The sequence below is a fragment of the Rhizobium sp. CB3171 genome (assembly GCF_029714265.1).
In the GTDB taxonomy this organism is placed as follows: Bacteria; Pseudomonadota; Alphaproteobacteria; order Rhizobiales; family Rhizobiaceae; genus Rhizobium.
Genome location: NZ_CP121653.1, coordinates 291,955 through 317,077, shown reverse-complemented (window position 1 = coordinate 317,077; position 25,123 = coordinate 291,955). Strand labels below are relative to the sequence as shown.

Here is a 25,123-nt window from a genome sequence, read left to right as displayed (position 1 = left end):
AAATGATTTGTCTTTTCCGGCGATATTCACGCCGACTATCCAGAGATGCTTTGCCGCCCGCCGCGTCGCGTCTGCCGCGCATGGCCAAAGTCGCATATGCCGAATGGCCCATGACGGATGGCATGCGATCCAAGGCACGTCGAAGTTTAAACAAGAATTCGTGGAAGGCGCAGATTACGATAGCATAACATTGCACATTCGCGAATTGCGCGCCTCTATCGCGATGCAAGCTTTGCCGGGTCGAACGGTCCCGTGTCATCTGCACGTTGCCTGCCGCGCTATTCTCAGCCGGCGCCGCAGGCCGCGTGATAGTCCGCGAGGCTTCTCGTCACCCGCCAAATCAAAACCTCTTCCGGATCGAGTGGCGCTTCGGCAAATTGCTGAGCGGCCGGCATGTGCTGCCAGAACAGCGGAATGGGTACTGGCCGCCCCCGCAGCGCGTCATAAAGACGTTCGACTGCAGACTGGGCGTCCGTTGACGTCCAGTAATATCGGATCCGGTCGGAAAGCGAGTAGTGCCTCAGCCATCGCTTCTCCCCTTCCGTTCCGTGGTAATGACGGTTCCAATTGTCCGGGTGCGCTGACATCAAGGCTTCCATCGCCGCATGGAGCGGGCGCTCACCGTAGCCCGGCACGAGATCGGAGGCGATTAAATCCAGTCCGTAAAGGGCTTCGCGCAATACAAATGTCAGTTCAGGACCGACCTTCAGAATAGGAAAGCCATCCTCTACCAGAGCGCCGAGCGACCGCGTGCCCTGGTAGTCGGTCGAATGCGCTTCGAACACAAATTGCGGCTCGTCGGTCAGAACCTGCTGGAGGGTTTCGATCTTGCTGCGATCGTAAAGGATTACATTGTGGTTCCCGAACTCGACACCCGGCTGGACGACCAAGCCGATGGCGCGTGCAAATGCTTCCTGCAGACCCGCCTTTTCGAAGACTCGACGATGCACATCGATCGTCTGCCTGGCAGCAGACGCCGCGGTCGGCTCGATGGCGGTAAGGGCATGATCCGCACCGCCGGGCGGCGGAACTTCGGTGCCGAGGACATAGACGGGCATCGCGCCGCCGCTCCGCTTCGCCGAGGCTTCGGCGACCGCCGCAAGACGCGCCGCGCGATACGCCGTGGTTTCGTCGTCAAGCGCCTGGGGTTCGCCTAAGCAGCCCATCGACGCATCAAGGTGAATCTTGCGAAATCCGGCCTCAACATATGCGGCGACCATTTTCTCCGCTTCGGCCATAGCCTCTTCGGCTGGACGGTCTCGCCACGGGTTCGGACCGAGATGGTCACCACCGAGCACCATGAGATGACCGGGGCAACCCTCTTCTTTTGCGAGCTTCTCAACAAGCGCGGCAAAATCCTTGGGCGTCATTCCGGTATAGCCGCCTCGGTGATTGACCTGATTGCACGTGGCCTCGATCAAGACGGTACTGGCATGCTGGCGTCCATGGCGAAGTGCCGCACGCAACACGACGGGATGGGCGGAACATACGGATGTGATCCCCCTCGGACGGCCTGCGATCCTCAGTGCGGCCAATTCGTTAAGATGGGTCTGCATCAGGAACGCCTTTCGGTTACGGAGATGAATGCATCGAGTTCTTCACGAGTGCCGGCTCCTTCCATCGGGCCGCGCGCGGTCACGTTTCGCGCGCCAGCCGCCGCAGCGTAAGTGAGAGCGTCTTGCGCCGGCATGCCGAGCCGGCGGCAGGTGAGATAGGCGCCACCGAAACAATCTCCAGCACCCGTAGGATCGATCTCTTCGACGGCGAAAGCCGGTATATCGATGCGCTCTCCTTGCCCGTTGAAATAGGTCGCGCCGGCAGCTCCGCGCTTGAGTACGATTTCCTTCACACCAAGTTCGAGCAGGCGTCGGACCGCATTGTCTTCGCCTTCCACGCCGGCTGCTCGTTCCAGTTCCTCGCCGGAAGGCAGAAGCAGATCAGCAGCCGCAACGAGCTTCGCAAATCGACGCTCGGTATCTTCGTCGAGCCTCAGTTCTTTCCGGATGTTCGGATCGACCGACAGTGTGCCCCCACGGGACTTGATGACGTCGACCGCCTTGTCGATGACCTCTCGGGCGCACGGCATGGAGAGTGCGGAACCCATGACGTGCAGATGTCCGCTGCGATTGATGAGATCGCTGACGTGCCGGGTCCATCCGAAGCGCGCGGCGGCGGATTTTGCGATGTTGTAAACGAAATCTCGCGATCCGTCCTTGCGGTAACGGACGAAGGCGCTGCCCGTAGGGTATTCGGGATCGATCGATATGGCCGAGACATCGACGCCGTCGCGCTTGAGCCGATCGGTATTCACCCGCCCGAAATCGTCATCGCCCACGGCGCCGACCATGGCCGCGCGACCTCCGAACCGCCCGCACTGCGATACGAAGATTGCCGGCGCGCCGCTGGCGAACGGTCCGATTAGGGGCTGCGCATCGAGGAATCCATCGCCGACCGTCGTGGCCACGATCTCCACAAGGATTTCTCCTACGCACACCGTAGGACCCAGTTCGTCGGGAGCCAGTATTGAAGCCATTGCAATCCTGCTTTCGATAGCTGTTGTTATTACCAGGCCGTAATTAGCCCAATCTCGAGAGACGCCGCAGTCTCTTGAGGGATTCGACCAGCAGCCGTTCATTTGCCAGCATTCCTTTCAGATGGGTTCTTGCCAAGCGCTCGACCAACTCTTCTCCTTTCGGAGTGAGGCCGATCAGCACGCTTCGCTTGTCTTCTTCCGAGGGAATGCGGACGGCGAACCCTGCCGTCGCGAGCCTGTCCACGAGCTGCACCGCGCCGTGGTGCTGCAGGAGCATTTGATCGGCAAGTTCGCGCACCATGATCTGACTTCCAGGCGCGACCTTGATCACCAACAGCGCCTGATATTGCTGGGATGTCACTCCCGCCTCGGAAACCGCGGCTTCGCTGAAAGAAAGAAATAGCCGCATGGCGAGCCTGACGCCCGCAAGGCCTTCGTAGATGCCCGGATCCAGGGGCTGGGTCTCAAGTTCGTTTTTGTTTGACCGACCGGACCGCTTTCCCGAGGACATGCACATTTTTCCTTTATTTATATCATGACATGATATATTTTCACGACGTCCGCATTGGGAGGACGTTCGCGGGCGCGCCACACTGAGCGCTTAGGCTAGGTCCATATGCGCCGCGTGCCACCACACGCAGCGCTCGCGAACCTTATCCCAAAACTTCGTGACTGAAAGGGGCATCGCTTGGACGATCTCAATGTCAATATCGATGGATCAATCGTATTGGATCGCGACGTGCGGTTCTTTGGGTCTATCGCCGGCACGGCAACGGTTCCCGCCGGCCGACGGTTCGAACTCCATGGAAGCATCGGGCACGATCTCATTATTGAGAAGGGCGCGGTCGTGATCATTCGCGGAACGATCCACGGCAAGCTGATCAACAAGGGGGGAGATGTCGTGTTGAGCGGATCTGCAGGGCATATCCAAGATCTGGATCCCGCCAGGCCAATCCAGAAGGAAGCCTGATTCCGCTTTCGGTTCCTGAATCTCGGATAATCGAGGCTGCGGAATCTTTGGCGGATATTTGCAATCACTCGTCAGCAACGGCACACTGCAAAGAGGATCTATGTGACCGTTTATCTCTGGGCACTCTATCGGCCACGCATTGAACCCAAAAAGGGCTTTGGCGACTTAGGATATCTCATTCGGTGGCTGGAAAAACAGAGGCTTCCCGGAGAGGCGCCTTCAGATTGGGTGGTGATGCTGCTCAAAATCGCCGAAAACGATGGCCGATCTGTTTATGTCCACGACAAGGGAGGCCCGGACGAGTGGACGCTGACACTCAACCGTGTTGACGCTCTGCCAAGATGCTGAGCAGAGCAGAAGCGGGAATTATGCTGTCGAGATTACGAATGGATCAATCCAGCCCGTTTCGCAGCTTATCTCCGATAAGCTGCCGGGATGGCATGAATTCGTTTTGGAGCGCTTTGGCGGTGGTTTCGGTTCTGGCCATCTCGGCGCATGCACAAGCGCTGCGGCCAAATCCTGCACCGAATCGCTTGAACGATTGCACCGACGTGGTGGAAGACGTCCTGTCGAAGACAAGGGGTCGGCTGCTATCGTTTCGCCAAGGCGACGAAAAATGCACTGTGATCATTCTCTTGCAAAAGGATGGCGAGCGTCCGGAGAAGATCATCCTGCATATCGATCGCAGTCAGGCATCCGCAGACGCTGAATAATGTTTCGGTTCCGCGCGGTACCATCGGCAGTGTCTTTTTACCGGCCGGAGATTTCCAAGGAAGAGCCGAGCGCACTGCAGCGCCTTGCGCTCGGCTCGCGCTCATTTTCCAGGCAACGCCTCGATCGCGTCGAACACGCGGGCCGTATAGGTGAGCGCAGCGCCTGCGTTGAGCGCGATGGCCACTCCCAGCGCTTCGGCGATCTCGCCCTTTGAAGCCCTGAGTTCGACCGCCTTCTTCGCGTGAACGGCGATGCACCCATCGCAGCGCGTCGTGACCGCAACTGCCAGAGCGATGATCTCGTGCATCTTCGGCTACAGTATAGCAGTCTTGTTGCCGCTGCCTTCGATCACATGCAAACCGGTCAAGACGTCCGGGCTCAGCTTGGCGAACTCGCCGACACGGCCGATCAAGGCGTCACGGTAGGCATTCCAATCCTGCATATTGCTCATTTCGGCTCCTCACTGGCGGCCGGCGGTGACGCCGCCATCGACGGGAAGGACCGTCCCGGTGATCCACGACGCCTGCTCGGAAGCGAGGAACAGAATAGCTTCGGCCACATCGCGCGGCTGACCATTGCGGCCGAGCGGATGGAACGAGTTGAAGGTAGGCAGAACCTGCTTGACCTGATCGTCCGACAGGAAAGTGTTGTACACTGGCGTCTCGACGACGGCCGGCGCGACGGCGTTGATGCGGATGTTGTAGGGAGCAAGCTCGATAGCGAGGTTGCGGACCATGGCGTGCACGCCGGCGTTAGCGGCGGAATAAGCGGCCGACGGGGTCGCCCCGATCGCCTGGATGGCCCACATGGAGCCGGTCTGCACGATAGCGCCGCCCTTCTCCTTCATCGCCTTGGCGGCGGCTTGGGCGGTAAAGAACTTACCCTTGAGGATAGTATCCAGATACCAGTCGTAGTCCGCTTCCGTCAGCTCGAGGAACGGCGTCGGGTTGAAGACGCCGGCATTGTTGACGAGGACGTCGAGCCTGCCGAAACGCGAAACGGCGGCGTCAACGAGTGCCGCTCCGGTTTCGGGCAAGGCGATGTCGCCTGCGGAGACGACGACTTTAGTGCCGCTTGGATCGATTTCTCGCGCCGCGGCTTCAAGCTTACCGAGATCGCGCCCGTTGAGGGCCACTCTCGCGCCTTCCCCGATAAAACGAGCTGCCGCTTCCTTGCCGATGCCGGACCCACCGCCGGTAATGGCGACGACTTTATCTTTAAATCTCATTGCCTATCTCCAATTTGCCTATCTAACGTTAGATAGATATGAGGTATATAGTTGTTGCGTCTCCCATACGCAAGCCCTATCTAACACTAGATAGAGAGGACGTGCGTAATGAACGATACAGCAAGTGCAATCCTGGACGCGGCCGAAGAAAGGATTCGCAGTGCAGGGTATAGTGGTTTCAGCTTCCGCGATGTCGCCGCCGACGTGGGCGTGAAGGCTTCCTCCGTGCACTACCATTTCCCGGCTAAGGAGAAGCTGGCTGCAGCGGTCGCTCGCCGCTACACGGATCGCTTTCTGGAAGCGGTGGAGAATGAGTTGGCTCAGGGCACGGACGTCGTCCAAGCTTGGCGGCAGGTTTTCCGTGCAGCCTTGCACCGCGACGGCAGAATGTGCCTCTGCGGTGCCTTGGCGGTGACGTCATACGATCTGGCGGACGAGGTCAGGGAGGAAGTGAAAAGATTCTTTGTCCTCGGAATCGAGAAGCTGATGAAGGATGGCCTCACCAAAGACGCCGCCGTGCAGGTTCTCGCCACCCTTGAGGGGGCTATGCTTGCCGCGAACATCCTCGACGATCAGTCCATATTCGAGAGCGGCAGCGCCGCCCTCGCGTAGTTTCTAGGCGAGCGCCCCTAGCGAAACACGGGTTTGTCCTTCCACAGAGTCCCCGCGGTGAATTCGGCGTATCCGAGGCTATAAACCGCCCGCATATAGTTGGTGTTGAACGGATCGAACATCGAATATTGAACCGGCGCGTCAATCGAGGCGAGATGGAAACCGGCGCCGGTCAGCCGCGAATAGTTATAGAGAGCCGTCAACGCGCTCTGCGTCTGCGATTTGATGAAGATCGAATAGGCCCTTACGATCACAGGAAGCGTTCTGTCAGGCGTGATGGCGAATTCGGGCATGAGTGCATTGTTGACGATCACGTAGAAGTCGATGCCCTGCCCTTTGACGGGCAGAAGGCGATTGGAACTCGTCAGAAAAGCTTGCGGCATCATGAGGACTTGCGACGCCGACCCGCCATCCGAATGCATCTCCTCGAATTGCCGCCCGCCCGACTCGGCCTTGATCATGACCGCCGGGTAAACGCCGGGAATGCTCGCCGATGCCGTCAATACATCCTGAAACAGCTTCAGGGCGTCGGGGCGCCCGCTATTGGCGATCGCGCCCATGTTCCATACGACGGCACGCTGGCTGTCGAGATTGGTGGTCAGTACAAAGAGGCGGCGACCCTTGCGATGCTCAGCGGCAACCTGCTGCAGAATCGCGGGCGTGATGTAGCGTTCGATCATTCCTCTCAATGGTCCGGCTCGCAGCAGGCTCGACCCGAACAGTCCGACGAAGCCCTTGGTCCGGACCAACTCTTGCGCAACGCCGCTGGTGTAGAGGTCCACCAGGGTATCGTCATAGGCCGATCCGAGAAATGCGTAAGGAGCGATCAAGGCGCCGGTGCTGACGCCCGTTACGATGTCGAACTGCGGACGGTTCCCGGCGGCGCTCCATGCCGAAAGCACGCCGACGCTGAACGCGCCACCCGCACCGCCGCCCGAAATCATCAACGCGGCGGCTTTTTTGTGCGCCGTCACCGGCGCCCAGTCATGGAGATCGCGCGGGACTTCGTCAAACCGGTCATCGAGATAGGCCCGGATTTCGCCAAAGCCAGCAATGGCGGCCTTGTCCGCCTCCTTCGCATCGAGAGCCCTGTCCAGGGTCTGCACGCACCCGGAGAGGGCGAGCAGCAGCGGGAGTACGATAAGAAGCGCCCGCATCGGGCTGTTGCGGGAAAACGCGAACGACCGGAGGTTCATCGGCTTATGACCTTTTGGGAGCAGGACGGCAGGCGGCATCACGCCGCCTGCAGGGGGACACGTCCCGCGGCCTCGTTCCCGGGGGAGGAACGCGACCGAAGAGGTTGCGATAAGCATCGGCAAGCGTTGCTTCCGTTTGACGCGGATGCATTGGACCGACGGCTGCCGAAAGGAGATCATCTGTGGCCGCGTGCCTGCTTCTGATCGGGCTTAAAGGCGATCGCCTCCCGGTCATTGGATGCAGCATGCGGCGCCGCGTCATCGGCACTTTCATGGCTCAGCCCGAGCCAACGCAGCAGCCGTTTGAGGACGTTTTCCAGATCGTCGACGAAGGTGAAGATGACCGGGATGACGATGAGGCTGAGCAGTGTCGACATCATCACCCCGCCAATCACCACAATCGCCATTGGCTGCCGGAAACTTGAATCTCCGCCCATCAGGCTGAGCGCAGCCGGCAGCATGCCCGAGGCCATGGCAATGGTGGTCATGACGATCGGCCGCGCCCGCTTGTGGCAGGCATCGACGAGCGCATCGAATCGGGACATGCCTTGGCGACGCGACATGATCGCGTATTCGATGAGGAGGATGGAGTTCTTCGTCACCACGCCCATGAGCATGAGAAGGCCGATGACGGCGGGCATCGAGAAACTGGTGCCCGTTACCACAAGCGGCACCAGCGCGCCGCCGAGCGAGAGCGGCAGGGCCATTAGAAGTGTCAAAGGCTGCAGGAAATCGTGGAACAGCAGGACGAGCACGGCGTAGATGCAGAACACGCCGATCGCCATTGCGAGGGCAAAGCTCTGGAACAGCTCGGAGCTGCGCTGAAGTTCGCCCTGTTCCACCAGCGTGACGCCCGGCGGCAGGTGCTGGAGCGCCGGCAGCGCCTTCGCCTCACGGTTGACGTCGCCCAAGATGCGGCCGTTGAGTTCGACGGAAACGGTGACATTGCGCATGCGGTCGATACGGTCGATCTCCGAAGGGCTGCCGCCGATGCGGATATCGGCGATCGATCCGAGATCGACATTGCCGTTGGTGCCGGCGACGCGCATGTTCTTGATGTCATCGAGATTGGTTCGCGTCTCAGGCGAGAAGCGGACGACGATCGGGATCTGCCGTTGCGGCAGGTTGAGCTTCGGCAGATCGGAAGAATATTCTCCGTTCGTCGCTACGCGCACGGCACTGGCGATCGCATTCGACGTCACGCCGAGCGCTGCGGCGCGGGCAAAATCGGGCGTGATTTGAATTTCCGGCGCCTGCCTGGCCGCTGTCGATGTCACAGCGCCGATGCCCTGCAGCGTGCGCAATTGCTCTTCCAGCGCCGTGCTTGCGCTGTCGAGCGCATTGGCATCATCACTGGCAAGGGTGATATCGAGCTTGGTGCCGTTGCCGCCGCTACCGACCGCCACACGCACGCCGGGGAGGACGGAGAGCGCCTGTCGGATATCGTTTTCGATTTCCGACTGCTTGCGGTCGCGTTCATCAATGGGCGTCAGCACGACGACGATCGTTGCGGAGCCAACATCGCTCGTGGTGCTGGTGTCCGGGCCGCCGCCGGAGGATGTCGAGCCGACCGAGGAGAAGACATGCGTGACGTCGCGCAGCTTGCCGACGATATCGGCGGCTTTTCTGGTCATCGCATCCGTCTGCTCGATGGTGGCGCCGGGTTGCATGGTGAGCGTGATCTGGGCGCGCGCATCGTCGGAAGCAGGCAGGAAGCCGGACTTCAGCAAGGGAATGGTGGCAAGCGAAAGCGCAACGACGACGGCGGTCACGACCACCGTGGTCTTTCTGTGATTGAGGGCAGCCTTCGCAACGGCCATATAGACGCGCATGATGCGGCCATCCTTCTGCTCCGACGGATGGGCCTTCATGAAATAGGCCGCCATCATGGGAGTGAGCAGACGGGCAACGACAAGCGAGGCAACGACGGCAACAGCGGCTGTGATGCCGAACTGGCGAAATATGAGGCCCGGTATGCCACTCATGAATGCCGTCGGCAGGAAGACGGCGACCAGCGTGAAGGTGGTCGCGATGACCGCAAGGCCGATTTCGTTGGCAGCCTCCATTGCAGCATCGATCGGCCGCTTGCCCATTTGAAGATGGCGGGCAATGTTCTCGATCTCGACAATCGCGTCGTCGACGAGGATACCGACCACCAGCGACAGTGCGAGCAAGGTGACGATATTCAGGCTGAAGCCCGCCAGATACATGACCAGGAAGGTCGGGATGACCGACAAAGGCAGCGCCACGGCCGACAGGATCGTTGCGCGCCAGTCCCGAAGGAAGAGCCAGACGACCACGATCGCCAGGATCGCCCCCTCATACAGCATGTGCATCGAACCGTCATAGTTATCGATAATCGGTCCGATCGTGCTGTAGGCTTCATCGATCTGCGCATTGGCATGGGCGGCTGCGAACGTCTTGATCGCAGCGTCGACGCCGGCTGCGACCCCGCTGTCCGAAAACCCGTTCGAACGCTTGATCTCGACCGCGATCACCGGCTTGCCATCGAGATAGGCCATCGAGGAGCGCTCCGCGAAGCTGTCGGTGACGGATGCGACATCGTCAAGTCGGACTTGCTGCCCATTGGCCAGGGGAATCCTGAGCCCCTTCAGCGCCTCGACAGAGGGCAGCGCGCCCAGCGTACGCAATGTCTGACGAGAGCCGCCGACCTCGCCGAGGCCGCCGGACGTGTCGGCTTGCACGGCCTTCAACTGCGCCGATACGGTCGCCGCCGTCACTCCGAACGACGCCATCGTCGATGGATCGAGATCGACATGAACCTCGCGGTCGATCCCGCCGATGCGGTTGACCTGCCCCACGCCCGGCACCGACAGCAGCGCCTTGGTCAGATCATTGTCGACAAACCAGGACAGTTCGGTCTCATTGAGAGCGGTTGAGCGGACAGCATAGGTGACCAGTGCGGAACTCTGTACCGTGACCTTGGTGACGCTCGGCGTTTCCATCTGCGACGGCAGATCAGCCTTGACGCTGTCGACGGCATTGCGGACCTCGTTGAGGGCGGCTTCGCTGTCCTTCTCCAGCTTGAAGGAAACCTTGATCGAGACGGTGCCGTCAGTGATCGTCGTGGTGATATGGTCGAGGTAGCTCAGGGCGGCGAGACTGTCCTCGATGGTACGGGCAACCTCCGTCTCAAGCTGCGTCGGCGCAGCACCATCGAGCGTAGCGGTGACGCTAATGGTCGGAAGGTCCATATCAGGGAAATTTTGGATCGGCAGATGCTTGAAGGCCAGCAGCCCGCCGGCAGCAAGCATGATGAACAGCAGGATCGCCGGAACAGGGTTGCGGATCGAGAAGGCGGAGAAATTCATCAGTTTTTCTCCGCAATCTTCACGAGGTCATTGTCCGACAGAAAGGCTCCGCCCGAGGTCACGACCTTCGACGAGGCATCTATGCCGGAGATGATTTCCACCTCGCCATCGTTGCGACGGCCGGTTTCCACCCGAACCCTGCGCACCCGGTTGTCCTCGCCTGCCGCGAAGACGTAGCTGATGCCGTCCCGGAACACGATCGCCGTTTCGGGTACAGTTAGGGCCGTCGTGGTCTGCAATTCGATGTCGCCCGTGACGTAAAGGCCGGTGCGCGGACGGGCATCGGCTGGAAGCGCGACATAGACGATTGTCCGGCTCGTGTCGGTACTGACCGAAGGCCCGACAAGCCTCACCTTACCTTCGATGGCATGCCCATCCGGCTCGTTGATCGCAACGCTCAAGCCTTCGGAAATCCGCGGCAGATAGCGCGCCGATACTTCGGCCTGCCATTCGACACGCTGCTGACGGACCATGCGAAACAGCTCGGTTCCGGTTGAGACGACGGCGCCGAGGTTGGCGGAACGCGAGGTTATGAGGCCATCATCGACGGCGGTGATGGTCGTCTGCCCGAGCTTGATCTTTTCGCTGTCGAGCGCGGCTTCCTCGGATGCCAAGCTTGCCGTCGCCGTCTGCTCGTCGGCGAAATATTCAGTGATTTTCTCGTCGGAGAGAGCCCCGGACGAACTGAGCTGCCGCGCCCGATCCGCATTCGCCTTGGCCTTCGTCAGATTTGCCTTGGCGGTCACGACAGCCGCCTCCTGCTTACGAAGGTCTGCCAGCACACTCTCCTGCGAAAGCCGGGCCAGCGTCTGCCCCTTCGTAACCACGGAGCCGACATCGACCAGGACGTCAGTGATGCGCAGGCCGCTCGTCTCGGAGGCGATGATCGCTTCCTGCCACGGCTTCAGCCAGCCGCTGGCGGGAACGGTTTCCGGCCAGTCCCGTTGCGACGGTGTCGTCAGAGAGACGGTGAGAGCGGCCGCGGCGGCCTGCTCGGCTGCGGCATTGCTGCTGTGAAACAGAAGCGCCGCCGCAACGAGCGCGGTGGCAAATGTTATGGACGGCTTTTTCAACGATGCATTCCTTGGCAAGTCTGGCATGGGCACGGCTATTCCTGCCGCGCGACCAATGCCCCACGTCGATCAGTAGCCGGACGAACGTTAAGTGCGGTCAAGTTAGTGTTAAGCTGGGTAAAACTTGGCCCCGCGTTCGCATTTGTATTGTATGGATGACAGATAGGAATGACGGACGACGTGAATGAACAAGGTTCTCCTCATCGACGACGATGTCGAGCTGACGACGCTTCTGCAGGAATATCTGGCCGAGGAAGGATATGACGTCGCAACAGACACGGATGGTCGAGCGGCTATTGCCGCCGCCGCCGGCAATACGGTCGATATCATCGTGCTCGATATCATGATGCCGCGCATGAACGGGATAGAAGTTCTACAACGCATCAGAAAATTGAGCCAGGTTCCCGTGTTGATGCTGACGGCAAGAGGCGATGACATCGATCGCATATCCGGTCTGAACCTCGGCGCCGACGATTATGTGCCGAAGCCCTGCTCGCCGGGCGAACTTGCGGCCAGGCTGCGGGCGATCCTGCGCCGGGCGGGACAGCCGGCGGCCGGCGCATCGACCGATACGCTGAGGGCTGGCCAGCTCGTGATCCATCCGGGCAGCCGCACCGCCGAATGGCGCGGCGAGACGTTGGAACTGACCGGCACCGAATTCAGCCTTCTCGAAGTCCTTGCCCGCAGCGCCGGCCAACTCGTGTCGAAGCAGGACATCTCGAAGCGCGCTTTCGGAAAGCCGCTCACGCCGTTCGATAGGCGCATCGACGTTCACATCAGCAGCGTTCGTCAGAAGCTCGGGCTCAGGGAGGACGGGCAATCCTGGATCCAGTCCGTCCGGGGCCAGGGCTATCAACTTCTCGTGGACTGACCATGCCCCGGCTTTTCTGGAAGTTCTTCACCATCATCTGGCTGACGCTGGCGACAACCGTCGCGGTCATCATCATTATCGTCAAGCTGCTTCAGGCGGTGCCCTTCGCCAAGGAACTTGAGGAGGAACGCCGGACGCTGGTGCTGAACCTGACTGAGAACGTTCTGGTTCAGGACGGCGAAGACGCGGCCGCGCATTTCGTGCGCATGAGTGAAAAGACGCGACCGCTCGGCCTGACCCTTTCCAAGGTCGCCGACGCCAACGCCTGCACACAGGAGAAAACGGCCGATACGAGATCCGTCTTGAGAGACGGGGTTTGCTATCGCATTTCGTTGTCAACTCCGATCAGTTTCAGCTTGGAGACCTTGGCTCCCTTGATGCCATGGATCACGATCCTGATTTCGGCCACGATATCGGCGGGCGCGCTCGCCCGATATCTCATTCGCCCGGTCGTTCATCTGCGTGACGGCCTGAGTGCGCTCGCCCATGGCCGCTTTGACTTCCGCATCGGAGACAAGATGGCTGGCCGAAAGGACGAGGTCACGGCGCTCGCGCATGATTTCGATTCCAGCGCCGCGCGGCTGCAGGAACTCCAGGATGCGCAGCAGCGGCTGTTTCATGACGTATCCCATGAGCTGCGTTCGCCCCTGTCCCGCCTGCAGGCCGCCGTGGGCGTGCTTCGGCAGAACCCGGCGAAACTCGACCTCATGCTGGACCGCATGGATCGCGAGGTCGAACGACTCGATGTGCTGGTGGGGGAGATCCTGACGCTTGCCCGCCTGAACGCCGGAGCCAGCCTGCCTTTGAAAACGCAATCCCTTGATGTCATCGAGCTGTTGAACGAGATCCTCGGCGATGCGGCATTCGAAGCTCAGGCACGGGAGGTCTCGATTACCTCCAATGTCGGCGGCATATTCCTGGCCGAAGTCGAAGGCGAGCTGATCTATCGGGCGCTTGAAAACGTCATTCGCAATGCCGTCAAATATACCGCCCCGCATTCGAGCATATCGGTCTCCTGCGAGACGACGACTGATCTCCTCAAGATCCGCGTGACGGATCAAGGGCCGGGTGTTGGGCGAGATGAGCTCGAACGCATTTTCCAGCCGTTCTCCCGTGGCGACGACGCCGTGCCGGAAGGTGGATATGGCCTCGGCCTCGCAATCACCAGGCAGGCGGTCGAGCGTCACGGCGGGCGGGTCGCCGCGTCGCTGCCGGCAGCCGGCGGTCTGGCTCTCACCCTTGAAATCCCCCGGCGCCCGGCGATGTTTGGCCCGACAAGCGATCGCGCCTGATCCGGCTCGACCTTCAGGGCGCATGGCGCCACAGCCGCGCGTGTCTTTACCCAATTTTACACTGTCTTAACGGCCATTAACGCTGGCGTGGCTACACCTGGGCCGCGATCCCTGTTCCGGGGATTCCATCAAATGCCCTCCTTCGACGAAGCGCTCTTTCGTCTGCCACACAGGAAGAAATTGAATGATATCCCTGCGTTATTCCTCACTGGCATTGCTGCTTCTGTTGGCGGGATGCGTGAGCGGTCCGGATCATGTCCCCCCGCAGATGCCGCTTCCGGCAAAGTTCACGGAAGGAGGAGCCAAGAGCAACAACGATGTTTCAACGACCCGGTGGTGGACAGCCTATCGCGACAAGCAGCTCGACAGTCTGGTGGCACGCGGCTTGTCCCGCAACCTCGATGTGCAGCAAGCATTGGAGGAAATCAATCAGGCCTCCGCAAATGTCGTCACCGCCGGCGCTGGCGGATTACCGAGCCTCGATCTCAGCGCATCGCATACGGTTTCGGGTGAAAAAGGTTCGCTGCGCACGACCACAGGCACCACCAACACAACCGCCGGCGAGGCCAGCGCCTCATGGCTGCTCGATCTATTCGGCCGGTACCGTCGCGCGACGGAGAGCGCACGCGCCGCTTTGGATGCAGCCTACGCTTCGGCTGATGACGAGAAACTCTCCGTGATGAAGGATATTGTGTCGAGCTACATCGATGCACGCTATTACCAAGAGCGCATCGCGCTTTCCAACGCGAACCTGAAATCCCGGCTCGAGACATATGATCTTACCAAGCAACAATCGAGTGCCGGCGCCGCTTCTCGTCTCGATGTCGTCCAGGCCGAAGGTTTGGTGCAATCGACGCGTTCGGAAATCCCCGGCCTTGAAAACAGCTTCAATAGCGAAGTTCATCATATAGCGACATTGCTTAACATGCCGGCATCGACGATGAAGGCGGAGCTGCGCAAGGATGCTGCACAGCCAGTGTTCAACGGCACGATACAAGCCGGCGTTCCGGCCGATCTGATCCGCAATCGTCCCGATATACGAAAGGCCGAGCGCGAATTGGCGGAGGCCGTTGCCAATATCGGCGTTGCCGAGGCTAAGCTTTATCCGTCCATCTCCCTGTCCGGCTCGATCTCTCCGAGCCGGGTCGGCTCGACGGCAAGCAATGCCGGAAGCCTGACAAGCTGGTCCTTCGGCCCTACCCTTGACCTGCCGATCTTCGATGGTGGAAGTCTGCGTGCCGATGTCGATAGCGCAAGATCCAAGGCCAAAACAGCGTATCTAGCCTGGAAGGATACGGTGAACAGTGCGGCGGAAGACGTGGAAAACGCGCTTTCTGCCATTCGTCGCGATGCACAGGCTGAGGCGGCGCTACGCAATCAGGTCAAGACGGCGCAGGAATCTCTGCGGCTTTCGACCATGAGTTACAAAGATGGGGCATCCTCATTGCTCGACGTCCTGACTTCGCAGCGTGACGTTTCCGATGCGCAGGCAAGTCTTGCCGAAGCCATTCAGACGCTTGCCAAGGACTATGTTGACCTCCACGTCGCAATAGGTGCGGGTTATCGTTCTCAAGAAGCGACGTTGAACTCAGCGGCACCGGCAGCGACACCATGAGCCGCAATGGTAATTGAAGCGAGCGCTTGAGTATTGAGCTGTCGTACCGACGCTATCCCATAGCGGGGCGATCTGCCGTGCTCAGTCGGCAATAGATCGGTCTCCATCCTGCCTCCGGAAAGACCGCTCTTCTCCAGTTTTACCCAACTTTACACTGCCTTTACGGCCATTAACGCCGGCATTGCTAAAGCACAGCTACGATCCCTGTTCAGAAGATTTGCCACATGAGTTTTTGCCTTAGGCTTGCTGACGTCCGCCGACAAACCTTAGCCGCCGCTGCGCTTGCAATACTTCCCTCTTGTGCGAGCGTGCCCCTGCACCAGGGTACTTCTCTCAGTTCTTATACGGATATGGCGGCATCGGGAGGTTCGCTGACCAAGGCAAAGCTGCGGGTGGACCCGGCGTCTGTTCTCAATGCGCGCACGGTGCGCATCATGCCGACATCGGCACAGCTCGGCAACAGGGGTGCATTGGACCCGAAGGGTCTTGCGCTTGTCACCAACGCCATGGACCGCGCCCTTTGCGTCGGCCTCAGCGACCGTTTTCAGGTCGTGGCTGCTAACCATCCGGCGGATCTCGTCGTCCATGCCACGGTCACCGATATCGTTCCAACAAATAGGACGGCCGCCGCAACATCCGCCGTCGCATCGCTCGGCGCATCGGTCGCGCTCGCCGTTCCAATTCCAAGGATTCCAATAGGTCTCGGCGGACTGTCCGTCGAAGCGGAAGCGGTCGGCCAGGACGGGGCGCAGAAGGCGGCGATGCTTTGGTCGCGCGGGGCGAACATGCTGACGACAAGGGCGCGCGTCTCCACCGTCGGGGATGCCTACTCCCTCTCCTCCGCATTCGGCGGCGACTTCAGTCGCATGCTGGTCAAGGGCCGCGACCCGTTCAAGGGAACGCCGGCAATGCCGTCGATGCAAAAGATAAAGGCATCGCTCGGCGGCGATCCGAAATACGACGCCTGCAAGGCATTCGGATCTTCTCCCGGCATTACGGGAGCAGTCGCCGGCCAGTTGGGCCTGCCACCGGGCTGGAGCGACAAAGGAGCGGCCGCTTCGCAATAGACGCTCCCATTACCCCCTCAGCATGAGCCTGCAAGGCTCCAAACGAATAGAACAAGGAAAGGATATCGACCATGAAGATGCATCTGAAGCTTGCGGCAATCGCCGCGATTCTTGCTTCAAACCCCGCATTCGCGACGGAAGGGCAAGCTTATCTTCCGGCCCAAAAGGCCGCTGCCATGCTTGCCGACGGAGCTCCCTGGATGGCCGACGCGCCCGATGGCAAGACGCTCAAAGTCACGCTCAACAAGGATGGCACTGGAAGCATACGCGGCCCCCTGCCGTTTGCGCTCTCCGTCACCTGGACGGTTAAGGGCGATGCGATGTGCCTCTCCGGCAAGATGGGAACGAAGTGCCTAAGATTCCGTGAGGTCTCGGGCGGGCTCCAGTCTTGGGACGGCGACAAGCCGGATCTGAAGTTCAGCCGCTAGGGATTGTCGGTCGCGTTTGCCGCCCGGAAGTTACCAATCAATGGAATGAACCTCCCCGGCCGACTGTGCTTCGGCTGCCGCTGAGCAGAGGTTCTTTCGCGCAGCGATAAAGTCGATGAAGGTGCGAACCTTGGCTGAAAGGTATTTTTTGCTGGGATAAACGGCATGAAGAGTGGCGTTGAATGTCACGGCTTTGGGAAGCACCAACTCCAGGCGCCCTTCGGCAATGTCATTCTGCGTCATCCATATCGGCAAAAAGACGAGGCCCATATGCTCGAGCGCGGCCAGATGCAGCATGATCTCGTTTTCGCTTTGCATGACGGGCCGGAAATTCACCGTTTCCGGTCCCTCTGTTCCCTTGATCGCCAAGCCGCCGTTCACGTTCATGCCGCTATAGGCCAGCAGCGCGTGACCATTGAGATCAGCCAGTTCGGTAGGACGCCCTGTTCGTGACAGATAGCCGGGAGATCCGACGAGATGAAAGGCAACCTGCATCAAGGGGCGTGCGACAAGGCTCGGATCGAGCCGCTCGGGTGCGGTCGCGCGCAAAGCGAGATCGAAGCCCTCATCCACCAGATTGACGATCCGGCCACTAAGATCCATGTCGAAGCGCACGTCGGGATAGCGCTGCTGATATTCGGCAAGCACGCGGGCGATGAGCGAATTTGCGGCCCATACCGGGGCACTGAACTTTAGTGTTCCGCGGGGCATGACCGTGACGTTGCTCACGGCGGCTTCCACCTCATCCAGTCCGTCGAGCATCTGCCTGGTCTGGTTGAAATAGAGCATGCCGCTCTCGGTCATGCTGACGTGCCGGCTGGTTCGGTTCAGCAGCCGCGTGCCCAGCCGGCTTTCCAAGTGCATCACATGTTTGCTCGCCATGGCGGGCGAGAGGCCAAGGCGATCTGCAGCCACTGTGAAGCTCTTAAGTTCAGCCACGGCGCAAAAGACGCGCAAACTCGTCAAGGTGTCCATTGATCATCAACTCTGAGGAAATAGTTCTTCAATGTAAGGCACATTGATCAACATTGGCGAAAAGTTCAAGGTCTGACCATCAAGCCGGGATGCCATGCGGCATCCGCACAGTTCGACAAGGGCAGATCCTATGAATGAGCTTAGTCTTCCGACCTATTTCGTCAGCCATGGCGGCGGTCCCTGGCCTTATATCACCGATGGATTCCGCCGTAACTTCGACAAGCTCGAGCAATCTCTAGTCGAAATGCGCGCGGAACTCGGCAATGCAGTCCGGGCGATCTTGGTCGTTTCCGGCCATTGGGAAGAACAGCGCTTCGCCATATCTTCAGGCGCCCAGCCGGGGATGGTCTACGACTATCACGGCTTCCCCGAATATCTTTATCACATCAAATATGGTGCGCCGGGCCAGCCTGAGCTTGCCAAGCGCGTGCAGGCTCTGCTGCAGGGACGCGGCATTGAGGCTGCGCTCGATCCGACCCGTGGTTTCGACCATGGTACTTTCAGTATCCTGAAGCCGCTCTATCCCGAGGAAAACATGCCTGTCGTTCAGCTCTCGCTGGACGTGAGCTACGATCCGGCATTGCATCTTGAAGCCGGGCGCGCGCTGGCGCCGCTGCGCGATGAAGGCGTGCTGATCATCGGAAGCGGCCTCAGCTATCACAATCTGAGGGCCATGCGGGGCAATGAAGGCCACGAGCCATCCCGCCAGTTCGATGCGTGGCTCCAGCAGACGCTGGTCCACTCTTCTCCCTATGAGCGAGCGAAGCTGTTGCTCGAATGGGAGCAGGCACCATCTGCCCGTGCTGCGCATCCACGCGAGGATCATCTCATCCCGCTGATGGTGGCAGTCGGGGCCGCAAGAGATGAACCCGGCGCCGTCACCTACCATCAGAATGACTTCGCAGGCGGGCTCACGGCTTCCAGCTTCCGCTTCGGCAATGCGCCCATCGCCGCGTCAGGCCAATGATGAAGCGCTGAAAAGAAAATCGAAATCAACACCACCGCCGCTTGACGATCTCAACGGCCATTCAGGAGAAATATCATGTTGAACACCACGAAATGGACGCCTCATGTCCTCGCGATTTTGCGGATCGTGACCGCACTGCTGTTCCTCGAACACGCGACGATGAAATTCTTCCAGTTCCCGGCGGCAATTCCGGGCGTGCCTTATCCATTGCCGGCCATCATGCTCATCGCCGGCGCAATCGAGATCGTCACTGGATTGCTGATTACCGCCGGTCTTTTCACGCGCGTCGCCGCCTTTGTCGCCTCGGGCGAAATGGCCGCCGCCTACTGGATGGCGCATGCGCCGCAAGGTTTCTGGCCCGCGCTCAACATGGGCGAGCCAGCCATCATGTTCTGCTTCATCTTCCTCTTCATCGCCTTTGCCGGCGCCGGTAGCTGGGCATTGGACAACATCCGACGCTCGTCTTCGAACCAGATCTCAGCCACCAAGAACGCATAAGCCAACGTACTTCCGTCGGACGGCAGGGGCGTATCGCGCTCATGCGATCTGATCAAACGTTCGGCGGAAGACCGGAATTTTGTGAAAGCAACACCAGACATCTGGAGACAAGCAATGAAGGCTGCTCTTCTGAAATCCTATGGCGGTATCGAGCAATTTGAGATCGGTGATATTCCGACACCGAAGCCGGGAGCCGGTGAAGTCCTGATCAAAATCGAAGCTTCGGCCGTTAACCCCTTCGATCTCATCCTGCGCCAAGGTTTTATGGCTCAGTACATACCGCTTCCGCTGCCGGCAGTACTGGGCGGGGACGCCGCTGGCACGATATCGGAAATCGGTGAAGGCGTTACGGGCTTTGCGGTCGGCGACAGGGTCGTTGCCGACTTCTCAGCGAATGGCAAAGGCGCCCATGCCGAATTCGGACTCGTGCCCGCGACCTCCGTTGCCAAGCTGCCCACCGCACTGACGTTCGAACAAGGAGCGGCCCTGGTTAAGGCTGGCCTTACCGGGCGGCAGACGGTGGATGCCTTGGGTGTCAAGGCAGGCGACCGTGTATTGATCTCGGGTGCGCTCGGCTCCGTCGGCCGCGCCGCAATCCAATACCTCCAGCAGATAGGTGCCAAACCTGTCGCCGGCGTTCGCCCAGGGCGATTGAACGAGGCTCGTGAACTAGCAGGGGAAGCCTTGGATATCACGGTGCCGGCCGAGAGCCCAACCTTTGATTACGCGATCAGCGCCGCGGCGCCTGTGGCAGCAAACCTCATAGGACATGTGAAACACGGCGGCCAAATCGCCAGCATCGTTCCGGTGCCCGAGGGCGCCAACACGGACAAGCGCGTGATCATCCACGAACTCTACCATCGAACCGATGCTGCCACGCTCGACGCAGTTCTGGACGCAGCCGCGCGGGGATTGCTCGTGATACCCATATCGCACAGCTTCCAGCTCGAAGAGATCGGTGCGGCCCAAAACGCGGTCGCCGCGGGAGCTCAAGGGAAGGTCGTTTTGAAACATTAATGGGAAAAATCCTCCCGCGATGAGGTTTCGTCCCAGCCGTTCCGGCCGGCATTGCGGGGAGAGAACGATAATGTCACGGGGAGCCGGTTCTGGTCGCAGAACCGGCTCCAACCGCATAGCGGCACTTCGCCAAACCAGCCTAAAATGCTTTGATCAATGTTCCGACCGTTACGTGCGGAAAGCTCTTGCCTTTGAAATTCAGCAAGCCGGTTTGCGAATATTGCAGTTGCAGAAACTCGTTACCCAGAGCGTCCACGACAGTTTCGATGGCAAAGACGGAGTCGAGATCGAGCGTATTGGCATTAGTGGTGATGAACGGGATATTTGCGATGCCGCCGGCCGTGGAGGTTATCAACCGTGTGATCTGCTTGAGCGTCTGCCCCTGCTCGAAGACCTGATGGTTCAAGGTATCCCGCAGCACCTGGTTCGGGTCATCGATCATCGCCTGAACAATGCCTGCCGGGACAGGATTGGTTCGGAATTGGCTCGGAATGGCGAGGTCATATTCCGGATACGGATTCTTGCTGCCGGGTTCCGGCGGCTTGCCGTTTATGGGGAAGGGTATCGTATTGGCCGGCGGAATCTCCGGCACCTTGTTGAACTCCGCATGCTGTACGAAACCAACCGTACAGAAGGCGTTGCCGTGGGGGATCGTGCCCAACCTCGCAATGCTCGCATCGGCCTTTGGCGCAGTGGTTGCCGGGATAGTCAGCCACATGCCGGGTTCGATATGAAGCGCGCCGCCATTGGTGCCGTCCGTGACGCGATGCAGATAGGTGACGCCATAAATGGCGATATCGCCTTGCTCGCTGCCACGATTGAAGACGGGGGAGCCGATCGAAGTGAATTCGATCGTTTCATGCAACAGATTGAGTTGAAGGTAGAAGCCGTTTTCGCTGCGCCCGGAATAATCGGGACGAGCAATAAGGCTGAAACCCGTCCCCTCCCAGAAGCCCGGAAGATCCGCCAGGGCGCCGAGTCGATCGGCGGTGACCGGCTGAGACGGTGCCACGCGCCGCAATGTGGTCAGGCCCCGCATGTGAAGAGGTGAAGGCTGTATTTCGTTCATCGTCGTCACCAGTCCTTTTTGTGATATTGGTCGGTGTCAGCGGATCGATTAAAGCGCCGAAAGATACTCAAGCTTGGCGAATTCCTCCCGGAGGGTTTCCAAACCGTCGCGGGCGACGTCGTAGGCACTGGATTGGTCCGCCACCGGCTGATCCTCGCCGGGAATCCAGAACTTGCGACGGGTTAGACGCAGGCCGCCGAGAAAAGCCGGCACCGCGTTGAAGACTTCGATCAGGAATGGGCCATCATAGACCGGCAGGATCGGCGCAAGGAAGCTTTCCCAGGGGATCCAGCAGTCCTTCAACGCGCCTCGATCAGGCGCAGAAATATGTATGTAGTTCAGACGACGCTGCGCCACGGTGTTGCGCAAGTCGTTCTGGAAAGCCGCAGGTCCGCTGCTTCCAAGCACCACATGGGCGCTGTCGATGGTCAAGCCCGCCTGGGAACTGCCGACCCCTTCCAGAAAATCGAGCACATCCGAGACCATGTTCGGCGCCGGTGTTTCCCAATGGTCCACCGGCTCGATCGCGAGCTTGACCGCCCTCTTCTCCGCATAATTGGCGAGTTCCTCGATAATCGGCCGCGCGAGCCTGTAGCGAGGTTCAAGCCAATCCTGCAGCGCATCGCTCCATAGCGGCGTGCCGGAATCGAGCGTCGGAAAAACGCCATAAGGAAAGACGATCGGCCCCGCCATGACGGTCTTGCCACCCAGGATCGACGTGATGTCGACGCGGGACTTCAAATAGGCCAAGGCGCCTTCCCGCTGCTCCCGGAAAGGCGACGTTGGATCGAAGGTCCGGGTTGTCCCGACATTGGTCGTGAAGCGTATCGTTTCCAGGCCGGCGGCGTCCAAGGCCTGCCTGAAGCGGGTGTAGCTGTCGATCTCGGCCTGATGATCGCTCGTCTGCTGGGCGGCGATCGGCAAGTCGAAGCCGTCGTAACCCATGGCGAGAAGGGCCTTGATGTGATCGATCAGGATTTGGGTATAGGCCCGATCATTCGGCCGCAGGTCCGCCGTGAACATGAACAGGCTCAGCAGGATCTCTCTTTTTGCGCCCTGATCCATCGCTACCACCCAAGCGTCTCTTGTAGATAGGCGCGCGCCATCTTGGCGTATTTGAGCGGATTGGCCTTTGCCGGATCCTGCTCGGCCTCGATCACCAGCCAACCGGCAAAATCGGCTTCGGCGAGCATCGCAAGAATTTGTGGGAAGGTCTTTATCGAGCCGTCTCCGGGAACGGTGAATATGCCGGCCTCGATGGCCGCCTCGAAGGAGAGCCCTTCGGCATGAACGCGGCTTACGACATCGGCGCGGATATCCTTCAGATGGATGTGCTTGATGCGGGAAGCGTATTTCTTGGTGACAGCCAGGGGATCGACGCCGGCGGCGGCAAGATGGGCGGTATCCAGCAACAGATGGACGATATCCGGATCGGTCCTTTCCATCAGCCGATCGACGGCCGAAGCGATCATCACACCGGTGCCGAGATGCGGATGATAGCAAAGGCGCCGACCTTCCTCCCTGGCAATCCTGCCAATCTGATGCAGTCCATCCACCAACCGATCCCACTGTTCGTCGGTCAACGTCGGGCAATTCGGAAACAGCGCGAATGGCAGCGGATTGACGGCATGGCCGAACTCGGCCACGACAAGATCCGCTCTCCTCGGATCCGTGCTGCCGCGCTCCATCTCCTCCAGAAAGGCGAGTTGCTCGCGAACCTTTGCGATTGTCTGCTCTTTCATGGCTTTAATCGTGAAATAGGTGCTGACCCATGGTTCAGAGACGCGCAGACCACGCAGGTCGAGTGCCGCCTTCAGAACCTTGGGGTTCGTCGGATATTTGTGGCCGATGCTGCAGCCGACATAGCCGGCGAGCGCCATTTCACTGATGCATTGCTCGAAGGGAATGCCGATATCGATATTGATGAAATCATCATTCCACCAAAGCGTCGGCGTGATTCCAAGCCAGACTTTATCGGGGGAGAGTCGAGGTGTTTGCGTGCTCATTTTGCCAATCCTTCGTTGCGGTTGACTTGAACTTCCTTGACTTGCGCATTCGCATGCTCGCCCGCGAATGCCGGAATCCGTGGCGGGGACGCCCATGACCCGTAACCCGGGGCCTTCGCCCCCGCGGGATGGGCTCCGATCGCCTTCCACATCAGGCCTTCGGCATAGGCCGCCGGCGATACGACAAAGGTCACGTCCTTTGACCTGACACCGAACGCCTCGAACCAGGCCGTCGGCAGTTCGTACCAAGTGCCGACGTACCAGAGCTTGATGATGTTTCGCGCGACAGGGCCAAGTTTCTCGCTTCCAAAAATCTCCCGGCGCAGACGTGCCTTCCGCTTGGACGAAGGCTGTCCTTCCGTCTCCAGACAGATCTTTTCGTAGGTGAAAAGCAGTTCGTTCAAGATCTCGTCGCCAACTGCGGCGGTGACGGTCGCGAGGTAGGCTTCGACCTGGCCTGTGGCCCACAATTCGAAGGTGGCAAAGGCGCTCACCTCCGTCGAGAAGGCAAGAAAGTGGTGCGAATGATCTTTGGTACTCATGCCTGCGCCTCCTCGATCGCCACGCCTCGCACCAGTTCTTTGTCGCCAATCTCAAACGTCGCCATCGCATATTGGCCGGGGTGGTTGGGCAGGGGATTGCGGATCAGGTCTCCCATCAGATTCCTGAATTCGAACATTCTGGGCACTGCCTGCAGCAGCAACTGCGGCTGGCCGTTGAAAGCCAGCGTCAATTGCTCCAGGAATTCCGCATAGGTTTGATTGAACGAGAGCGCCGCCTCGTAGAGTTCGGCGCTCTTATTACCGTCAATGTCGCCGAGTTTCAGATCGGGTTTGACCGGATAAACCGCCTGCCAATCGACGCTGAAGGTCGGGCCGGTCGGATGGCCGGGCCTGTCCTCCGGCTGGTAGTAGCGCTCTCTGTCCAGCTCGTCGAAGCGGTAGTAATGCGCGAGTTCTCTCTCATGGTCATAGATGCCGCCACCGGCACCTTCACCCTGTTCCATCACCAGGCGAATCGCCGATCTTGCGCTTTCGATATCAATGACGGGAAAGAGCTCGCCGCCGCCGGAATAGTAATATTCCGATGTGACCTGGCGCTTCCGATCCCCGATGAAAATCGTCTTACCGGCGGCATTCGCTTCCTTCTCAAGACGCTCGAATCCGTCTTCGATGGCAGCGTAGAAATCCCCAATGCTGTAATATTGCATGTCGCTGGCGCCCGGATAGCTTGCAAGTACCGATACGCTTCCACGGTACAGGCGTTTCACCAGCTTCTGTGATCCCGGGGCGAGACGCGGACGCTCGATCTTCTTGAAGATCGCAAGCGTCTCCTTGCTGAACGACGCCAGACTTACTTTGAAATCGGTTTCACCGTCCGGAAGATGAGCGGGGTAGGAAGGCACGAATCCTGGCTTGGTCAGATCAGGGCTTCCGCCGATGGCATTCAGAAGGTTTGCCGCAACCGTCAAGTGCAGCATTTCCTCAACCGCGACCACCCGAATGACTTGGACAGCATCCACGTTGGTGCCGGGCTTGATCGAATAAAGCGCCGTCAGATAGGGCGGAATGGTTGCATGTTCCAGTTGCATTGCTGCGTACAGATGCTCCTTGAGAGCATGAAGCGTTGTAATAGTGTCAGACATGCTGGCTTCTCCGAT

Annotated in this window: 25 protein-coding genes and 1 pseudogene; 12 read left to right on the top strand and 14 right to left on the bottom strand. The window is 59.6% G+C overall.

The genetic code is table 11. The features are described 5' to 3' along the window. Nucleotides 1-284: 284 nt before the first annotated feature. From QA648_RS20680 to QA648_RS20670, 3 genes are read right to left on the bottom strand one after another with little or no spacing between them, the layout of a single operon-like run. The gene (locus tag QA648_RS20680) at nt 285-1,556 is read right to left on the bottom strand and encodes a D-tagatose-bisphosphate aldolase, class II, non-catalytic subunit (RefSeq protein ID WP_283053314.1); all 1,272 of its coding nucleotides are present in this window, start codon (nt 1,554-1,556) and stop codon (nt 285-287) included. Further along, nucleotides 1,556-2,533 carry a sugar kinase gene (locus tag QA648_RS20675; RefSeq protein WP_283053313.1) on the bottom strand — a complete coding sequence of 326 codons (978 nt, stop codon included), beginning with the start codon at nt 2,531-2,533 and terminating at the stop codon, nt 1,556-1,558. The genes QA648_RS20680 and QA648_RS20675 overlap by 1 nt, the downstream gene beginning before the upstream one ends. 43 nt (nt 2,534-2,576) lie before the next feature. After that, on the bottom strand, nt 2,577-3,044 hold the full coding sequence (locus QA648_RS20670) for a MarR family transcriptional regulator (protein ID WP_283053312.1): 468 nt from the start codon (nt 3,042-3,044) through the stop codon (nt 2,577-2,579). 177 nt (nt 3,045-3,221) lie between these two features. Between QA648_RS20670 and QA648_RS20665 the strand changes: the two genes are divergently transcribed. The 3 genes from QA648_RS20665 (at nt 3,222) to QA648_RS20655 (ending at nt 4,216) form a co-directional block, all read left to right on the top strand. Then, a complete protein-coding gene (locus QA648_RS20665; RefSeq protein WP_283053310.1) occupies nt 3,222-3,503 on the top strand; it encodes a hypothetical protein in 282 nt (93 codons plus the stop codon). Between the two features lie 102 nt (nt 3,504-3,605). Then, nucleotides 3,606-3,851, top strand: coding sequence for a hypothetical protein (locus QA648_RS20660; RefSeq protein ID WP_283053309.1), 246 nt, complete (start codon nt 3,606-3,608; stop codon nt 3,849-3,851). Between the two features lie 92 nt (nt 3,852-3,943). Then, nucleotides 3,944-4,216 carry a hypothetical protein gene (locus tag QA648_RS20655; protein ID WP_104826188.1) on the top strand — a complete coding sequence of 91 codons (273 nt, stop codon included), beginning with the start codon at nt 3,944-3,946 and terminating at the stop codon, nt 4,214-4,216. Nucleotides 4,217-4,317: 101 nt separating this feature from the next. Here QA648_RS20655 and QA648_RS20650 read toward each other — a convergent pair. Together QA648_RS20650 and QA648_RS20645 are read right to left on the bottom strand one after the other, a co-directional pair. Continuing rightward, nucleotides 4,318-4,659, bottom strand: a pseudogene (locus QA648_RS20650) (carboxymuconolactone decarboxylase family protein). An 18-nt stretch (nt 4,660-4,677) separates the two neighbouring features. Then, nucleotides 4,678-5,445 (bottom strand): SDR family NAD(P)-dependent oxidoreductase, encoded by a 768-nt coding sequence (locus tag QA648_RS20645; RefSeq protein ID WP_283053306.1) that lies wholly within the window; start codon nt 5,443-5,445, stop codon nt 4,678-4,680. Between the two features lie 108 nt (nt 5,446-5,553). Between QA648_RS20645 and QA648_RS20640 the strand changes: the two genes are divergently transcribed. Continuing rightward, nucleotides 5,554-6,057 (top strand): TetR/AcrR family transcriptional regulator, encoded by a 504-nt coding sequence (locus QA648_RS20640; RefSeq protein ID WP_104826186.1) that lies wholly within the window; start codon nt 5,554-5,556, stop codon nt 6,055-6,057. A gap of 17 nt (nt 6,058-6,074) precedes the next feature. On the opposite strand, the gene QA648_RS20635 is transcribed toward QA648_RS20640, so the two are convergent. From QA648_RS20635 to QA648_RS20625, 3 genes are all read right to left on the bottom strand, one after another. Beyond that, the gene (locus QA648_RS20635) at nt 6,075-7,214 is read right to left on the bottom strand and encodes a patatin-like phospholipase family protein (RefSeq protein ID WP_283054333.1); all 1,140 of its coding nucleotides are present in this window, start codon (nt 7,212-7,214) and stop codon (nt 6,075-6,077) included. Between the two features lie 215 nt (nt 7,215-7,429). Then, nucleotides 7,430-10,585, bottom strand: coding sequence for an efflux RND transporter permease subunit (locus tag QA648_RS20630; RefSeq protein ID WP_283053304.1), 3,156 nt, complete (start codon nt 10,583-10,585; stop codon nt 7,430-7,432). Beyond that, nucleotides 10,585-11,685: an efflux RND transporter periplasmic adaptor subunit gene (locus QA648_RS20625; RefSeq protein ID WP_283053303.1), complete on the bottom strand. Its 1,101-nt coding sequence runs from the start codon at nt 11,683-11,685 to the stop codon at nt 10,585-10,587. Before QA648_RS20625 ends, QA648_RS20630 begins: the two co-directional genes overlap by 1 nt. A 157-nt stretch (nt 11,686-11,842) precedes the next feature. Here QA648_RS20625 and QA648_RS20620 point away from each other — a divergent pair, with 157 nt between their 5' ends. The 5 genes from QA648_RS20620 (at nt 11,843) to QA648_RS20600 (ending at nt 16,931) form a co-directional block, all read left to right on the top strand. Then, nucleotides 11,843-12,529 carry a response regulator gene (locus tag QA648_RS20620; RefSeq protein ID WP_104826183.1) on the top strand — a complete coding sequence of 229 codons (687 nt, stop codon included), beginning with the start codon at nt 11,843-11,845 and terminating at the stop codon, nt 12,527-12,529. Nucleotides 12,530-12,531: 2 nt separating this feature from the next. After that, nucleotides 12,532-13,821, top strand: a complete 1,290-nt coding sequence (locus QA648_RS20615; protein WP_283053298.1) for an ATP-binding protein — start codon at nt 12,532-12,534, stop codon at nt 13,819-13,821. Nucleotides 13,822-14,005: 184 nt separating this feature from the next. Next, nucleotides 14,006-15,436, top strand: coding sequence for an efflux transporter outer membrane subunit (locus QA648_RS20610; RefSeq protein ID WP_283053297.1), 1,431 nt, complete (start codon nt 14,006-14,008; stop codon nt 15,434-15,436). A 224-nt stretch (nt 15,437-15,660) separates the two neighbouring features. Continuing rightward, on the top strand, nt 15,661-16,503 hold the full coding sequence (locus QA648_RS20605; protein WP_283053295.1) for a DUF3313 domain-containing protein: 843 nt from the start codon (nt 15,661-15,663) through the stop codon (nt 16,501-16,503). A 71-nt stretch (nt 16,504-16,574) separates the two neighbouring features. Beyond that, nucleotides 16,575-16,931, top strand: a complete 357-nt coding sequence (locus QA648_RS20600; RefSeq protein ID WP_283053293.1) for a hypothetical protein — start codon at nt 16,575-16,577, stop codon at nt 16,929-16,931. Nucleotides 16,932-16,961: 30 nt separating this feature from the next. Here QA648_RS20600 and QA648_RS20595 read toward each other — a convergent pair whose 3' ends face one another. Then, complete coding sequence (locus QA648_RS20595) at nt 16,962-17,906, bottom strand: LysR family transcriptional regulator (protein ID WP_283053291.1); 945 nt, start codon at nt 17,904-17,906, stop codon at nt 16,962-16,964. 130 nt (nt 17,907-18,036) lie between these two features. Here QA648_RS20595 and QA648_RS20590 point away from each other — a divergent pair, with 130 nt between their 5' ends. From QA648_RS20590 to QA648_RS20580, 3 genes are all read left to right on the top strand, one after another. After that, entirely contained in the window at nt 18,037-18,873 is an 837-nt protein-coding gene (locus QA648_RS20590) for a class III extradiol ring-cleavage dioxygenase (RefSeq protein WP_283053288.1), read from the top strand. Between the two features lie 75 nt (nt 18,874-18,948). Continuing rightward, nucleotides 18,949-19,371 (top strand): DoxX family protein, encoded by a 423-nt coding sequence (locus tag QA648_RS20585; RefSeq protein ID WP_260304725.1) that lies wholly within the window; start codon nt 18,949-18,951, stop codon nt 19,369-19,371. 114 nt (nt 19,372-19,485) lie between these two features. Beyond that, nucleotides 19,486-20,388: an NADP-dependent oxidoreductase gene (locus tag QA648_RS20580; protein ID WP_283053286.1), complete on the top strand. Its 903-nt coding sequence runs from the start codon at nt 19,486-19,488 to the stop codon at nt 20,386-20,388. A gap of 139 nt (nt 20,389-20,527) precedes the next feature. Here the strand turns inward: QA648_RS20580 and QA648_RS20575 are convergent, their stop codons facing one another. Genes QA648_RS20575 through QA648_RS20555 form a run of 5 tightly spaced genes read right to left on the bottom strand, consistent with a single transcriptional unit; the run spans nt 20,528 to nt 25,108 of the window. Next, on the bottom strand, nt 20,528-21,457 hold the full coding sequence (locus QA648_RS20575) for a heme-binding protein (RefSeq protein WP_283053284.1): 930 nt from the start codon (nt 21,455-21,457) through the stop codon (nt 20,528-20,530). Nucleotides 21,458-21,505: 48 nt separating this feature from the next. Then, nucleotides 21,506-22,522: a sugar phosphate isomerase/epimerase family protein gene (locus QA648_RS20570; RefSeq protein ID WP_283054332.1), complete on the bottom strand. Its 1,017-nt coding sequence runs from the start codon at nt 22,520-22,522 to the stop codon at nt 21,506-21,508. Nucleotides 22,523-22,524: 2 nt separating this feature from the next. Further along, nucleotides 22,525-23,463 carry a myo-inosose-2 dehydratase gene (iolE, locus tag QA648_RS20565; protein ID WP_283053283.1) on the bottom strand — a complete coding sequence of 313 codons (939 nt, stop codon included), beginning with the start codon at nt 23,461-23,463 and terminating at the stop codon, nt 22,525-22,527. Then, nucleotides 23,460-24,005, bottom strand: a complete 546-nt coding sequence (locus QA648_RS20560; protein ID WP_245464152.1) for a hypothetical protein — start codon at nt 24,003-24,005, stop codon at nt 23,460-23,462. The genes iolE and QA648_RS20560 overlap by 4 nt, the downstream gene beginning before the upstream one ends. Next, a complete protein-coding gene (locus tag QA648_RS20555) occupies nt 24,002-25,108 on the bottom strand; it encodes a ferritin-like protein (RefSeq protein ID WP_283053282.1) in 1,107 nt (368 codons plus the stop codon). Before QA648_RS20555 ends, QA648_RS20560 begins: the two co-directional genes overlap by 4 nt. Between the last annotated feature and the right edge of the window lie 15 nt (nt 25,109-25,123).